Here is a 14603-nt window from a genome sequence, read left to right on the forward strand (position 1 = left end):
AAAAAAGTTAATGTCAAACCTTCTTATTATTGGCTACATCTGGCCCGAGCCGTCTTCTTCAGCGGCAGGAGCCAGAATGATGCAATTAATAGAATTCTTTCAGAATGAAAATTATAGAATAACCTTTGCGACCACCGCTCGAGATACAGATAATAAGGTGGATCTTGATTCATTGGGAATTCATACGGAAAGGATCAAATTGAACGATCCTGAGTTTGATATTTTACTTAAAGAATTGAATCCTGAGATTGTTCTTTTTGACCGTTTCATGATAGAGGAACAATTTGGCTGGAGAGTAGATAATGTTTGTCCTGCAGCCATTAAAATTTTAGATACAGAAGATCTTCATTTTCTTCGGAATGCCCGTGAGGAAGCTTATAAAAAGAATATTTCTGAAAAAGATATTTACCTGACTTCAGATCTTGCCAAAAGGGAGATCGCTGCGATATACCGATGTGACATAAGTTTAATAATTTCTGAACCTGAATTAGAATTACTTCGTACCGAATTCAGAATACCGGAAGAGATCTTGCTCTATTTACCATTTATGCTTTCAGCAATATCAAAAAATGAGCAATTGGAATTACCAGGTTTTAACGATCGAAAGGATTTTATAAGCATTGGGAACTTTCTGCATGAACCAAACTGGAATGCCGTATTATTCCTTAAGGAAAAAGTATGGCCAGAAATTCATAAAAAACTACCTGAAGCCAGGATGAACATTTATGGTGCATACCCTTCAGAAAAAGTTCTAAATCTTCATAATACAAACGAAAAATTTCTCATTCATGGTTGGGTAGAGAATGCGAACGAGGTAATGAAGAACTCCAAAATTTGCCTTGCTCCTATACAATTTGGTGCCGGGTTAAAAGGCAAACTGGTAGAAGCCATGAAAAACGGAACACCTTCAGTTACTACAGGAATCGGCGCTGAAGGAATAAGTAATTGGAATAAATGGAATGGATTTGTTACTAATGAAGTTGAGAAATTTGTTCAGCATGCAATAGAACTATATTCGAATGAAAATCTTTGGAAGGAGAAGCAACAAACAGGTTTTGAGATATTTAACAACAAATTTAATAAGAAGTATCATCAGGATAATTTTCGTAAAACATTAAATTCGATAATAAAGAATTTATCCATGCATCGTGATCTTAATTTTACAGGAAAGATGTTAAAACATCATTTACATCGAAGCACTTATTTCATGTCCAGATTTATAGAGGAAAAGAATCGAAATAAAAATTAGAAAACCGCCGGAAGACATGCTTACCGACAGTTTTCACTACACAAAAAACAGTTTAATCAAAAATTCTAAACAAACTAGACCGAACTAACCAATCTATCATCAAAAAGCTTTTTATTCAATTTTTGCAAAACCTCTATTTTATTACGGGTATCTACAAGCAAAGAAATGTTATTATTACTTCCACCGTAAGAGATCATCCTTACCGGAACATCCTTTAGTATTTCAAATAATCTTGAGGTTCCTCGATCCTCCATAACCCCTTCTCCAACTATACAAATAATGCTATGATTGGAATCAACACTTATTTCCCCATAGCTTTCTAATTCTTTAAGTATTAGTTCAAGGTTAGAACAGTCATCTATGGTAAGTGAAATAGCGATCTCTGAAGTGGTGATCATGTCTATGGCCGTCTCATATTTATCAAATATTTCGAAGATCTTTCTAAGGAAACCGTGTGCCATTAGCATTCTATTAGACTTGATTTTGATAGCAGTAATTTCGTCTTTCGCTGAAATGGCTTTTAAACCTTTTCTTTCAGCAATAGCGCTTATGCATGTCCCGGTGGCATCAGGCGTAAATGTATTCTTCAAATAAACCGGAATATTCTTACCAATTACCGGAGATATAGTTTGTGGATGCAAGATTTTAGCTCCAAAGTATGCCAGCTCTGCAGCCTCTTCGAAACTTAATTGAGATACAGGATGGGTATTTTCTACAAAACGAGGATCATTATTGTGTAAACCACTAATGTCTGTCCATATCTGGATTTCAGAGGCCCTTATTGCAGCTCCAAGGATAGTTGCCGTATAATCGCTCCCTCCTCTTTTTAAAGTGTTTACTGCGCCTTTAGCATCTATTCTTACAAATCCCTGAGTGATAAGAATATCATTTTCTTCAGATGATTTCAAATAATCATTCAGGAGTTCTCCAATATGCAAGGTATCTGGATTTTCAAGATTATTTACCTGCATGAATTTTTTAGCATCTAACAAGCTATTTCCAATACCTTCAAATTTCAGGTATTCACTAAAAATAAGAGTTAATAAGCTTTCACCAGTGGTAAGAATTTTAGCTTCTATCTGGTTATTCCAATTAGATCGGCAAATTTGTTCCAATTCATCAAACTGAAAATTTAATCTTGATTTAACCGTATTGTTCACCGAATCCTCTGCAATTAATTCATCTACCAGGTCAAAGTGTTTTGTCTTCAAATCCAGAATTATCTTCGAACAAGTAGCAAGATCGCCGATTCTAAGCTTTTCTGAGATTTCTACCAGTTTATTGGTAACTCCAGACATGGCCGAAAGAACTAATAATTTAGTGCCTTCCTGTCCTGAAACAATATTTCTCACATTCCTGATACTAGCAGCAGAACCTACAGACGTACCCCCAAATTTTAATACTTTCATATCCAGTAATTTCAGGCTGCATAGATATTTATTAAATAAAGTGAGACAAAAATTATATTTCATTTTATATACATTTGTACAAAATGTTTAATAATTAACAATGAAGACGATCACTACCTGTGTGCATGACATTATTCGCCATCAACCTTTTCTGGATGACGCGATAGCAAGGGATATTGTGAATTTTAGTGGTCTTGCAGCAGATATTCAGCCGCAGGTTGAAAAGGAAATGAGAAAGCCGGTTAAACAGGGAAGTATCATCATGGCACTCAGGCGGTATGCTCCTACCCGCACAAAAGTAAATATGCAGAGCCTTCGCGAACTTGGAGATATTATCGTAAGGTCTGGCATTACCGAATACACTTTTCTAAATTCAAAAACGATTATTTCCAATAAGATCAAATTAATGGAAGCGGTTAAGGACGAAACCGGAGTTTATCTAAATTATTCAAGCAATTATCAGGAAAGTAATATTCTGGTCTCTTCTTCTCTAACGGACCTGGTGGAAAAATGTTTCAGAAATGAAGTGAGAGTCTCGGTGAAGGAAGAACTTTCATCTATTACCATTGCCTTACCTAAAAACAGTTCTCAAACCGTAGGATTATATTTCTACATATTCAAATTACTGGCCTATGAAGGGATTCCGGTATTCGAAATGATCTCCACCTCTAACTATTTTGCGTTGTTTTTAGAAAAGGAATATATAAATAAGGCCTTTCTCTTAATGAATGAGATAAAGCAATAATCTACCAGTATTCGTAATAAACACCAGTCATCGCAAAGACTGCCAGTATTATGATAATACTAATTGCGATATAAATTATCTTATTATTAACCCTTCTGGCCGTTCTAAGGAATTCTATATCTGATCTGCCGTCAGATTTATTTCGGGATTGTATCATATAAACCGTTAAATTCAATAGGGTTGGCTAATATACTAAAAATCAATAATTTAATTAAATTTCATTATAAATTTTTCCTAATTCAGAAAAATTGAAGTTAATCTGGAGCTATTTTTATTAAAAATTTATTCAAAATGAAAAATATTCTTAGAGCTATATTAGCCGGTTGGGGAGCCAAAAAATTTGGCGGTGGTTGCGGTTGTATAGGTATGGTAGTTGTCTTTGTTATTCTTTGGATTCTATTGGGCTATTTAGGCCTTAATTAGTTATAATCCTTAACGAGGTTTGCCCATTCCATAGTTTTTAAAGTCCTTACTAAAATAGGATCAATTTCTTTTTTAAGTTTTGAATCTTTTGGGAAAGCATAGCTATAATAATCTTTCTTTAAGCTTTGTCCCAGTATCTCCAATTCATCTGATAAGCCTAATCTTTCAATTTCAAATTTTAGAATTGGCTCATCATAGACAAATAGCTTAGTTTTCTTGTTCATTACAGCATTCAATCCTTCTACACCATTAGTCACAAGCGTATTTCGAACATTATATAGATCTAACAATTCCTGAGAGCTCGAACTTTTAACGGTAGTCACCTCAAATCGCTCCAAATCCTGGATATTGGTAATTTCTTCATTGATGCTTTTAACGGTTAGAGACGACGCAATTCCTGCCGTGAAACTTGATATTATGATCACCGCAATAAACATCCAAATGAGTCCTATCACTCTACCTCCGGTAGTCTTAGGAGCTTTATCCCCATAACCTACTGTGGTCATGGTAACTGCACTCCACCAGAAGCCCTGCATAATCCCTCTAATGCTCCCGCCAAATTCTTCGGGATTCCTCCTTCTTTCAAAAGCCCAAACAAGAATTCCAAAAATAAGTATGACAAAAAGTAATAATCCAATCAAAGAGAAAAAGTCCCAGCTAAAAAAATTCTTGACATGGTTAAGTACATTCGACTCTTTTCTTTTTACCACGCTTGTATGTGAGATAAAATAAGGCTGGGAAAACTCCATCCGTTTCATCCTGTTATCGGTAACAGTAATGGGATTCACACTTAGATCTACTTCTCCATTTTCAATTCCAGTTAATAGACTCTCAAGGCTTTCGTATTCCTTAAATTCATAGGAAGCCTGTAGTTGCTCATTCACCATTTTCCACGATGCTATACTTAAGCCCGCATATCCTTGTGGGCGCTTTTCAACAAATGGAGGAGTTTCAGTCACTCCGATAATTAATTTTTTATTTCTCTGAAGTGAATCTGATTCCTGAGAAAAGCTATGGAGAGAGCAAATAAGAAAAAATAAGAAAGTAGAAATCTGTCGAATAATTGGCATCAATAAATTTTTAAACGTCGAAGATAATAAAGATGAGATAATGTACTTACTTTGCTACGGTGTCTTTATGGAAGATATAAGCGATATTTAATTTCTTTCTACCAAACTTCTTCGCCTTATCTACATTTTCGCCCATATAGATATCTATTTTATTACGCCATCGATAATGCATTTTATCCTTAACAAGATAAATACTGTCAAAACCTTCGATCTTAATTTTAGAGTTATGATCAAGTCCTAATTTTAATAGATCGCGCGAAATAGCAATGGCATTCATACCTGGTTTTAAGGTGTCTCCCCATGCCGTAATTCTTGGATTATCCTGAGTTTGATATCCTACAGAATTATAGGCAGTAGCAGTCACGCAAATAGTATCCCAATCTAATTCTTCGTTTGTGAGATTACGCCTCTTACATGAGCAAAGTATAATTAGAAAAAATATAACGGTGCAATTCCTCAGGCATAATTCTCTATTTCGAGAAAGAGCAAGTTTCCATATTCTCATAAATTTTATAAAGTAAACCCTTCAGGGTAATTTCGTTTAACGAACTGGTTAGCCTCATCAAAGTTCGTTACTTTCATATTTTCTGCGTCCCATATCATTTTGATATCTCTTCCAGGATAATAAATTTGTTCTTCACCATTCTCCTTTTTCCTTGTTTTCTGAATATCATATCCCCTGATGGCCAGGTTAGCAACTAAAAGGGATTCGGTAAGCGGACCGGCTATATCGAATGGAGAACTGACTTCTTTTTTACCGTATCCTGCAATTGCGGCCTCAACCCATTGGGCGTAATGACCATCCATTCCACCTTCTACCCGGGCATATTTCTGAGGAACACTCACTTCATCAGTTTTAGAAGTTGGCAGTAAACGTGGGTTTAATCCGTAAGTTCCGCACATCATTTTACCTTTACTCCCAATGAGAAGAGCTCCATTCCCTCCATCACCAAAGGTTTCTTCAGGACCAAGTTCTTCAGGTCGCATTGGCTTAATTCCGCCATCCATCCAATGCAAGGTAATATCCTTATTATTATCTTTCCCTTCAAAACTCATTATTACATGACTTGAAGGTGGACAACTTTCAGGGAAATAACCTCGTTGAAACTCATCTACATACACACTTCCTACGCTACATTCTACTTCTTTCGGGTACTTGAGATCCAGAACGCTAAAAGGAGGTTCAATTAAATGGCAACCCATATCCCCCAATGCCCCGGTACCATAATCCCACCAACCACGCCAGTTGAAAGGAACAAGACCATCTATATATTCTTTATATGGTGCTGTGCCCAGCCATAATTTCCAGTCCAGCTCAGATGGAACCGGTGAAGATCTTTCTGGCCAGGGAATACCTTGTGGCCATACAGGTCGGTTAGTCCATACATAAACTTCATTTACTTCCCCAATAATACCCGCATCATACCATTCTTTCATTTTACGTACCCCATCTCCAGAAGCGCCCTGGTTTCCCATTTGGGTTACTACCTTGTATTTCTTTGCTGCTTCAGTTAAAGCTCTAGCCTCATATATATCATGAGTTAAGGGTTTCTGAACATACACATGCTTACCGCGTTGCATGGCGGCCATTGTTTGTACAGCATGATTATGATCTGGTGTTGAAATGGATACAGCGTCGAAATTTTTCGATTCTTTATCAAACAGTTCCCTATAATCCTTATAATATTTTGCTTTCGGAAACCTTTGCCTGGAAGTGGCTGCTCTACGATCGTCTACATCGCATAAAAAGGCAATTTCAGCCTTGCCACTTTTATAAAAACTTTGAATATCAGATTCTCCTTTCCCACCTACTCCAATTCCAGCGATCAATAGTTTATCACTTGGAGGTATAAAACCAGGCCCACCAAGTACATGTCGAGGAACAATAAAAAAACCGGTGGCAGCGATAGCAGATTTTTTGACAAAATCTCTTCGTGAATCCTTTGCTAAATTTTTATTTGGTTTCATAGAAAATTAAGTTAGTTTGACAGAGTTGAAGTAATATCTATTAGAAACTTCAAACAATTTAATGAAAATATGACAAAATGTATCACCATCGGTTATTCTGTCGGGTTATTTGGCCTTCGGCAGGGTACTTGCACCATTTGGCATAAATGGCTGAAAATTAGTTTATAGCCAAAACAAAAATTGAAAAAATACTTTTTATGAGTCAAGTAAAGCAAAATGACGCCGTTAAGGTACATTACACAGGGAAGTTAGAAGACGGTCAGGTTTTCGATAGTTCAGTAGAACGCGGAGAGCCAATAGAGTTCACTCTAGGTCAAGGTCAACTTATCCCAGGTTTTGAAGAAGGTCTTATCGGTATGGAAGTAAACGAGAAGAAGACTATCAATATACCTAAAGAAGAGGCTTACGGTGAGCCAAAAGCTGAGCTTATTCAGGAAGTTGAAAAAAATCAACTACCAGAAGAGCTTAAACCAGAAGTTGGAATGCCACTTGTATCTAAAGGACCTGATGGTCGTGAGATCAATCTTGTAGTAACTGAAGTTAAAGATGAGAGTATCGTTGTAGATGCCAATCATCCATTAGCTGGAAAAGATCTTGTATTTGATCTTGAAGTTGTTGAGATCAAGTAATTCTCAGAAATCATATATGAAAAAGCCTGGAAGTTATCTTTCAGGCTTTTTTATTGGTTAAGGTTTTTATAATTCTTTTCCGGTTCAGCTTATGCTTCTTAATTTAGAGAGAAATCACAAATAACCAAGTTATGAAAAGAAAAGGATCAGCCGTTTGGAAAGGCTCATTAAAAGAAGGAAATGGAACCGTAAGTCTTGAAAGCGGAGTTTTAAAAGATGAACAGTATTCTTTCAAAACTCGTTTTGAAGATGGTAAGGGAACCAATCCTGAAGAATTAGTTGGAGCCGCTCATGCAGGTTGTTTTAGTATGCAGTTATCTGCATTTTTAACTGAAGATGGATTTGAACCAGATAAACTCGAAACAACATCAGAGATCACCTTCGAAGATGGAGAGATCACCAAATCACATTTGATCCTTACTGCTGAAGTACCCGGAATTAATAAGGAACAGTTTGATAAAATTGCCAATAAAGCTAAAGAGAGCTGCCCATTATCAAAATTACTAAAGGCCGAAATCACTTTAGAATACGACCTTAAATAAGAAATTAAAGAACAGAGCCCTGAAATTCAAAATTTCAGGGCTTTTCTTTTAATTCTTTTATGGTCCTAAAGATGGCATGCTTCAAAGAATCATCCAGTTTATTACCACTCACCCACTTCTGGTTCACTTCCAGTTCTATTCCCACATAATTTTCAGGAAAAAGTTTCCTCAGGCTGGTAGTAAATCCATCTGACCTTCCCAGATAGGGATAATTGAATCTCACTTTTAGATCTTGAAAATTATTCAATAATAATCCTTTCCATTTTCGCGCAAATTGCTTCTCATCTTTTCTCTGCGGATCGTATAGCAGCCCAATATCTGCACTTCTCTCTTTACAATATAAAACCGGGGTAAAACTATGAATAGAAATATGAACCACGCGATCGCCAGCATCGATTAATTCTTTTATAGATCTAATAACCCCATTGCGGTAAGGAATATAATAAGTATCCAGTAACGCTTTCTTTTGCTTAACGGTCAAAGTTTCTGAGAATCTTGATAACAAACTTCTGTGCCATTCAGATCTATTAATTTCTATCAATAATCTTCCAATTTTTTGATAATGGGAAACATCTCCTAAAATTTTCAATTTCTGAAATACATCGAAAGCCCCGGGATCATAAGCTTCATGAGTTTTAAGTACGTTAATATCCTTTAAGAATAGTTGTTTATATTTTTCCGGAATATCAGGAAAGGCATGTTCACATGTCAGTACAAGTTTCATGGCCTGAACATTATATTTTCCTGAAGACAATCAGCAAGCCTGCCATATACTTTTTTAATATTTTCGATCTCAAAATCATTCCGGAGAGCTTTTAGAATTCTGGTGGCCAGACTTCCGTTTTGAAGAATGAATTCAATATGGTCTTGTTGTCCAGCACTTAACTTCCCTCCTACCAATTCATACAGCTTTTTCCAGATAGTCTTAACATCGACCTCTTTATCCAGATCGAAAATTGCCAGGTACTTCTTGTTAGTGATCAGCGTAGTTTCGGCATTCTTGATCACTTCATCAAAAATTAGAAAAAGCTCATCTTCATGCCATGATTTCTGATCTACTAAAGAAACCAGTTCTTCTGAAACGAGCAATTTAAGAACCTCGATAATAAAAGCTGCAATAGCGATATCTGCTGAAGGATTTTCCTGAATATCTATCACCCTGATCTCGATAGCATTTCTATCGAACCTGGAAATAGCTCCCCTGGAATTGAGGAAATGGTGATCCAGGATCTTTTCAGTATCAAAAGGTTTAATAGCCTCTGTTATAGGTTCAAAAATGGACTTGTAATAATCAGATTTATTAAAAACCTGCTCCGGTATGACCTTTCCTGTCATATGCGGAATTTCTTTTTGATTGGTCTTATAATAATGCATCCTGGCATCTTTAAAACCGGTAAATTCAGCATCCATAACCGGGGAGCTTGCAGCCAGACCTGGGATCAAAGGCAGAAGAACTCTTACAGCGGCATGTAGTTTTTCAAATTCGGCATCATCAAAAAATGGCAGATTAATATGCATGCTTTGCACATTGCTCCAACCATGGCCTTTACAATCAAAGATCCTGTTATATAACGCATAGATCTTACTGTAATGATGTGGCCAGAGAAGAGTTTCGGTATTTGGATCCATAAACGGATGAGAAGCTGTTGGCAGAAGACGGGTATCAGATTCTGCTAATAAAGCATTCATCTCCTTCACATTTTCAGCAAAAAGCTCATCTAGATTATCCAGATCGTTCGTAGGGCCATTGGTTTTCATTTCTACTACGTGAGCAACCAATTCGTTGCTCCATTCTATCTTACCATTTTCAACATCAGAGATAAGTGTTCCATTCTTTCTGGTAAGCAATGTATCTACAATAGGATTTACTTTAAGGTCTGAATTTTGAACCAGCATATATTCCAATTCAATTCCGTATACTTCAAAAAGGTGATATGCCATTATATTTTATTTTCTAATCTATTTTTAAATGCGGTTAAAATATCAATATACACCTGGTCACCATAGTAATCATCTTCCACCCCAGCATCGATATTAGGATTATCATTGATCTCTATTACCAAAGCTTTTGAGTCTACTTCTTTAATATCTATACCGTATAAGCCTTTTCCCATCAATTTGGCTGCTTTTATAGCATTTCTCAGGATCTTCTCAGGCACTTTTTCTATTGGTAGACAATCTGCATTCCCATCCTGATCATCTTTCTTTTCTGCATCCCAGTTATAGATCTGCCAGTGTCCTTTGGCCATATAATATCTACAGGCATAAAAAGGTTTCCCGTCAAGAACCCCAATTCGCCAGTCATAATCTGAAGGAGAGAACTCCTGTGCGATCACCAGGTCAGATTTTTTAAGCATGGCATTAACCACTTCCAGATACTCCTCTTCTGTTTCAGCTTTTTTAACACCGAAGGAGAAGGTTGAATCTGGCGATTTTAATACGACAGGTAAACCGATCTTTGCCAATACAACATCTTTATTTTCTTTATGTACAATAATAGTTTTAGGTGTAGGTATTCCTGCATTTTCTAAAGCTTCAGCCATATAAACTTTATTACAGCATTTAAGAATAGCATCCGGATAATCTATAATTGCGATATCTTCCTGCTGTGCTTTTCGTGCAAATGCATACGCCTCATTATTAACCTCGGTACTTTGTCTAATAAATAAAGCATCAAAGGCAGAAAGTCTTGAAAGTTCTTTGGGAGAAATAATTTCTGAATAAAACCCCATTTTTTCCGCGATATCCATAAACTTTTTCAGTGCTTTCTGGTTGCTTGGCGGAGCAACATCATTAGGCTGGACTAAAATAGCCAGATCATATTCTGCGACATTATTTCTAGGAGTGTCATAGCGTTTCTTGGCAAAATACTGTTCAGCAAAAACAAGCATACTTTCCTTATGATCTTCGGGAATTTCAGATTCTGAAATAGCTTTGATACTCTTTATATTCCATTTTGTAGTGAAATTGAACTTCACCCTTAAAAATGGAATTTGAAAATGCCTGAAGAACATGGCACTCAATTCCCTGTATTTTGCAGCTACATTTTGCCCAAAATAAATACTCAGGGTAAACTCCTGAGATTTAATATTCTTTAAGGACTGTTGTAAAAGATCATCAAAATCTTCTGAAACGATCTTAACGAGTTTTGGTTCACCAAGGTCTACAATATTCTTAACTGTTGGAATTGCTAAATGTCCCCGGGCTTCCGCAAGAAGGGAAACATAATAACCTTTAGACTGATAGGAATAATCCTTACACAGGTTGAAGATCCGGGCCTTCTTTAGTTTAGAATACTCAGGCCTGGTGAGATAATCTTTTGAGGAAATTATCTGTACATGTTCCGAAGAGATAGTCCAGGTCTCCGGCTGATTTACCACAATATATTTATTCATTAAACATGAAAAAGTTTTTTCAAATGTATATTAAAAACCAATCCAATTTTAGATTTTAAGTATAGCTTAATAATTATTGTTAAATTCAACCTTCAAATTTAAAACCCGTTGAATATGCGCTATAAAATTACCGCAATCTTATTTTTTATAGGACTTCTTGCTATAACTGCTCAAACTTCAGAAAGTGATTTGAAAGAGAAAGCCAGAATTATCCATAATGAAGCCATCACTATAGATACGCATAATGACATTAATATAAGCAATTTTACCAGTGACAAGAATTACACAATGGACCTTGACACCCAGGTTAACCTTCCTAAAATGGACGAAGGTGGCATGGATGTCACCTGGTTGATCGTCTATACCGGGCAAAAAGAACTGAATGCCGAGGGATATAAAAATGCATATGAAAATGCCATTAGTAAATTTGAAGCAATACATAGACTTACAGATGAAATCGCCCCGGAAAAATTAGGATTAGCTACCAGTTCTACTGAAGTTAGAAAACTGGTAAGTGAGGGTAAAAAGGTAGCCATGATAGGCGTGGAAAATGCTTATCCAATTGGTACAGACCTGGACAGGATCAAAGAATTTTACGATCGCGGAGCAAGATATATGTCTCTTTCCCATAATGGTCACAGCCAATTTTGCGATTCCAACACTGGAGAAGAAAATGACGAATGGCTATATAATGGTCTTAGTGAACTGGGTAAAGAAGCAATAAAGGAAATGAACAGGTACGGGATCATGATAGATGTTTCTCATCCAAGTAAAGAGGCTATCAAACAAATGTTTGAACTTTCAAGAGCTCCTTTGATCGCTTCACATTCATCTGCTCGAGCTTTATGTGATCATAGTCGAAATCTTGATGATGAACTATTAGCGCTTTTTAAAGAACATCGAGGTGTTGTGCAAACTGTTGCCTTCAGCTCTTATTTGAATACTGAAAAGGATGATGCATTTGCTGCAGCCTCTGATAATATTTATAAGGAGAATGCCAAAGAGATGGGATTCGATATTCTGGAAAGAGATAGTATTAAAAAACTTACTGAAAGAGCGCAAGACGATTATTACGAAAGCTACAGAAAATTAGAGCTTATTTCTAAACCAGAGGTTGAAGCTTTAAAGGATAAGATAGAACCGGTAAATGTTTCAGATTTTGTAGATCATGTAGATTACCTGGTAGAAAAGATAGGCATAGATCACGTAGGAATTAGTTCAGATTTTGATGGTGGTGGAGGAATCGATGGCTGGCAGGATGCTTCTGAAACTTTTAATGTTACTCTTGAGCTGGTAAAGAGGGGTTATAATGAAGAAGAAATCAAAAAACTTTGGGGAGAAAACCTGCTTAGGGTTTTAGATGAAGTGCAGGCAGTTGCCGATAACATCCAAAAATCATGATCATTTAATAAACTTCAATTCTATTAAAGTAGGCGGGCCGCCGAGAGATTCATTAGAAATGAACATCCTTCCTGAAGGACTAAAACAAATTCCTTCAGGTTGCGGAAACTCTTCAGGATCTAATAAATGTAATTCCCTGATCTTACCTGATGCTTCCAGAATAAGCACTTTTTGAAATTCAGCGTCCAGGACATAGAGTTCTTTAGATACCGGATGAAAAGCAAGATCTGAAGGTCTTATTAGTTTTCTAGGATTTTCTGTTTGAAGCACATTAAAGGCCGGATCATTATAACTTATCTTAATTACGGGATCCATATTCAGTTTTTTCGTTCTAGGATCAAATGCATATATGCCTTTATAATCCCCCCGATTATCGAGGTTTCGCTCCTTAACAGATAATAATAAGTTTCCATCTGAGTTTGCTGCTAATCCTTCAATATTATTTCGATATTCAAAATTTAACGAGAATTCTTCAGCCTCTTTCTCGGCTCCCATTAGATTGGGGACCTTATACAATTTACCATTGCTTTCTACAACCCAGAATTCTCCATTTAGAAAAGAAAGAGCTTCATAATCGCCCGGCCCGGCAAATTTGTATTGTTTAATTATCTTAGAAGATTTTAGATCGTAAACAAATAATATCCCATCTTCATCCTGCACGCAGGCAATACGATTATCATTAATCCAGTAAATCCCTGATACCTCATTTAATTCTGCAGGTAATTCCCACTTCTTAACTATTTTATATTTTTTAGTTGAGTCATCATAGTCATAATCATTGGCCTCATAGATGGCATAAACTGCACCTGCTATAATTAGAACTATTGTAATAATACCTATGGCCCATTTATTCATAAACTATAATGTTTAAGAACTAAATTACATTAATGCTCTACCCACACAAAAAGATTAACAATACTTTGAACTTGAAAACCTCCCCTAGTCTAAGTTTCTGAAAATCTTTCTAATAGCTGAATTGTTAAAATATTGTTAATTCGGTACCTTTTATTACATAGTACTGTAACGGTTTATTTTTATAGTCGTCTATTAAATAGAAACAATCATCAAAAACATCAATTATGACAACTTCAGTAAGCAACACCAAAAACAGAAAATCATTCATGAACACAGAAGCAAATGCTGGTTCAATGAGTATTACTAGCAGAAGAAGATTCGCTTAATCAATTATCATCATTCATCAATCATCAGAAACATCAATTATGACAACTTTAGTAAGCAACACCAAAAGCAGAAAATCATTCATGAACACAGAAGCAAACGCTGGTTCAATGAGTATCACTAGTAGAAGAAGATTCGCTTAATCAATTATCATCATTCATCAATCATTAGAATCATCAATTATGACAACTTCAGGAAACACTAAAAACAGAAAATCTTTCATGAACACAGAAGCAAACGCTGGTTCAATGAGTATCACTAGCAGAAGAAGATTCGCTTAATCCTATTATCATCAATCATTAAAATCATCAATCATGAAAACTTTAGATAGCGTTATCCAGGATCTTGGAAAGAATAAAGAAGGAGGTGTAAATCATCGCAGACCTTTTCTAAATCTTAAGAATTCTACAGGATATTTTAAATGGCACGAAAATAAATGCCGTGCCTAGGTCGTCATCAATCAGGAATGCATTGGGAAATCAATCAAATATTTAGTTTAAGAATTAGCCAATTTCATCACTAAATTAAAGAATACCGTTTAGTCCCTATCAGCATCTGAACAGTTTAAAGACCTTATTTTTCTATCGTAGGAA

16 protein-coding genes are annotated in these 14603 nt (G+C 36.0%); 7 read left to right on the forward strand and 9 right to left on the reverse strand.

What is annotated here, in order from left to right:
- Positions 1 to 10 precede the first annotated feature (10 nt).
- The gene (locus tag G530_RS0110005) at positions 11 to 1249 is read left to right on the forward strand and encodes a glycosyltransferase (protein WP_026934403.1); all 1239 of its coding nucleotides are present in this window, start codon (positions 11 to 13) and stop codon (positions 1247 to 1249) included.
- A gap of 74 nt (positions 1250 to 1323) precedes the next feature.
- On the opposite strand, the gene G530_RS0110010 is transcribed toward G530_RS0110005, so the two are convergent.
- Positions 1324 to 2658, reverse strand: coding sequence for an aspartate kinase (locus G530_RS0110010; RefSeq protein WP_026934404.1), 1335 nt, complete (start codon positions 2656 to 2658; stop codon positions 1324 to 1326).
- A 100-nt stretch (positions 2659 to 2758) separates the two neighbouring features.
- Between G530_RS0110010 and G530_RS0110015 the strand changes: the two genes are divergently transcribed.
- A complete protein-coding gene (locus tag G530_RS0110015; RefSeq protein ID WP_026934405.1) occupies positions 2759 to 3403 on the forward strand; it encodes a hypothetical protein in 645 nt (214 codons plus the stop codon).
- Position 3404: 1 nt separating this feature from the next.
- Here the strand turns inward: G530_RS0110015 and G530_RS17750 are convergent, their stop codons facing one another.
- On the reverse strand, positions 3405 to 3560 hold the full coding sequence (locus G530_RS17750; RefSeq protein WP_156888621.1) for a hypothetical protein: 156 nt from the start codon (positions 3558 to 3560) through the stop codon (positions 3405 to 3407).
- A 134-nt stretch (positions 3561 to 3694) separates the two neighbouring features.
- On the opposite strand from G530_RS17750, the gene G530_RS17885 reads away from it, so the two are divergent.
- Positions 3695 to 3826 carry a hypothetical protein gene (locus G530_RS17885; RefSeq protein ID WP_026934406.1) on the forward strand — a complete coding sequence of 44 codons (132 nt, stop codon included), beginning with the start codon at positions 3695 to 3697 and terminating at the stop codon, positions 3824 to 3826.
- Here G530_RS17885 and G530_RS0110025 read toward each other — a convergent pair.
- The 3 genes from G530_RS0110025 to G530_RS0110035 are packed head-to-tail and all read right to left on the reverse strand — an operon-like array spanning position 3823 to position 6864.
- Positions 3823 to 4896: a transporter substrate-binding domain-containing protein gene (locus tag G530_RS0110025; protein ID WP_026934407.1), complete on the reverse strand. Its 1074-nt coding sequence runs from the start codon at positions 4894 to 4896 to the stop codon at positions 3823 to 3825. The genes G530_RS17885 and G530_RS0110025 overlap by 4 nt on opposite strands.
- Before the next feature lie 46 nt (positions 4897 to 4942).
- A complete protein-coding gene (locus G530_RS0110030) occupies positions 4943 to 5401 on the reverse strand; it encodes a 3D domain-containing protein (RefSeq protein WP_051199759.1) in 459 nt (152 codons plus the stop codon).
- Between the two features lie 5 nt (positions 5402 to 5406).
- Complete coding sequence (locus G530_RS0110035; RefSeq protein ID WP_026934409.1) at positions 5407 to 6864, reverse strand: Gfo/Idh/MocA family protein; 1458 nt, start codon at positions 6862 to 6864, stop codon at positions 5407 to 5409.
- A gap of 197 nt (positions 6865 to 7061) precedes the next feature.
- Between G530_RS0110035 and G530_RS0110040 the strand changes: the two genes are divergently transcribed.
- Positions 7062 to 7493 carry an FKBP-type peptidyl-prolyl cis-trans isomerase gene (locus G530_RS0110040; RefSeq protein ID WP_026934410.1) on the forward strand — a complete coding sequence of 144 codons (432 nt, stop codon included), beginning with the start codon at positions 7062 to 7064 and terminating at the stop codon, positions 7491 to 7493.
- 131 nt (positions 7494 to 7624) lie between these two features.
- Positions 7625 to 8035 (forward strand): OsmC family protein, encoded by a 411-nt coding sequence (locus G530_RS0110045; RefSeq protein WP_026934411.1) that lies wholly within the window; start codon positions 7625 to 7627, stop codon positions 8033 to 8035.
- Positions 8036 to 8069: 34 nt separating this feature from the next.
- On the opposite strand, the gene G530_RS0110050 is transcribed toward G530_RS0110045, so the two are convergent.
- From G530_RS0110050 to G530_RS0110060, 3 genes are read right to left on the reverse strand one after another with little or no spacing between them, the layout of a single operon-like run.
- The gene (locus tag G530_RS0110050; protein WP_026934412.1) at positions 8070 to 8759 is read right to left on the reverse strand and encodes an N-formylglutamate amidohydrolase; all 690 of its coding nucleotides are present in this window, start codon (positions 8757 to 8759) and stop codon (positions 8070 to 8072) included.
- Entirely contained in the window at positions 8756 to 9976 is a 1221-nt protein-coding gene (locus G530_RS0110055; protein WP_026934413.1) for a glutamate-cysteine ligase family protein, read from the reverse strand. The genes G530_RS0110050 and G530_RS0110055 overlap by 4 nt, the downstream gene beginning before the upstream one ends.
- On the reverse strand, positions 9976 to 11430 hold the full coding sequence (locus G530_RS0110060; protein ID WP_026934414.1) for a RimK family protein: 1455 nt from the start codon (positions 11428 to 11430) through the stop codon (positions 9976 to 9978). The genes G530_RS0110055 and G530_RS0110060 overlap by 1 nt, the downstream gene beginning before the upstream one ends.
- A gap of 114 nt (positions 11431 to 11544) precedes the next feature.
- On the opposite strand from G530_RS0110060, the gene G530_RS0110065 reads away from it, so the two are divergent.
- Complete coding sequence (locus G530_RS0110065) at positions 11545 to 12831, forward strand: dipeptidase (RefSeq protein ID WP_026934415.1); 1287 nt, start codon at positions 11545 to 11547, stop codon at positions 12829 to 12831.
- Here the strand turns inward: G530_RS0110065 and G530_RS16785 are convergent, their stop codons facing one another.
- Positions 12832 to 13686 (reverse strand): SdiA-regulated domain-containing protein, encoded by an 855-nt coding sequence (locus tag G530_RS16785; RefSeq protein WP_051199760.1) that lies wholly within the window; start codon positions 13684 to 13686, stop codon positions 12832 to 12834. It abuts the gene before it with no gap.
- A 638-nt stretch (positions 13687 to 14324) separates the two neighbouring features.
- On the opposite strand from G530_RS16785, the gene G530_RS17890 reads away from it, so the two are divergent.
- Positions 14325 to 14459, forward strand: a complete 135-nt coding sequence (locus G530_RS17890) for a hypothetical protein (protein WP_276202551.1) — start codon at positions 14325 to 14327, stop codon at positions 14457 to 14459.
- Positions 14460 to 14603 lie beyond the last annotated feature (144 nt).

Origin of the sequence: Christiangramia echinicola DSM 19838, assembly GCF_000423065.1 — a bacterium.
Lineage (GTDB): Bacteria > Bacteroidota > Bacteroidia > Flavobacteriales > Flavobacteriaceae > Christiangramia > Christiangramia echinicola.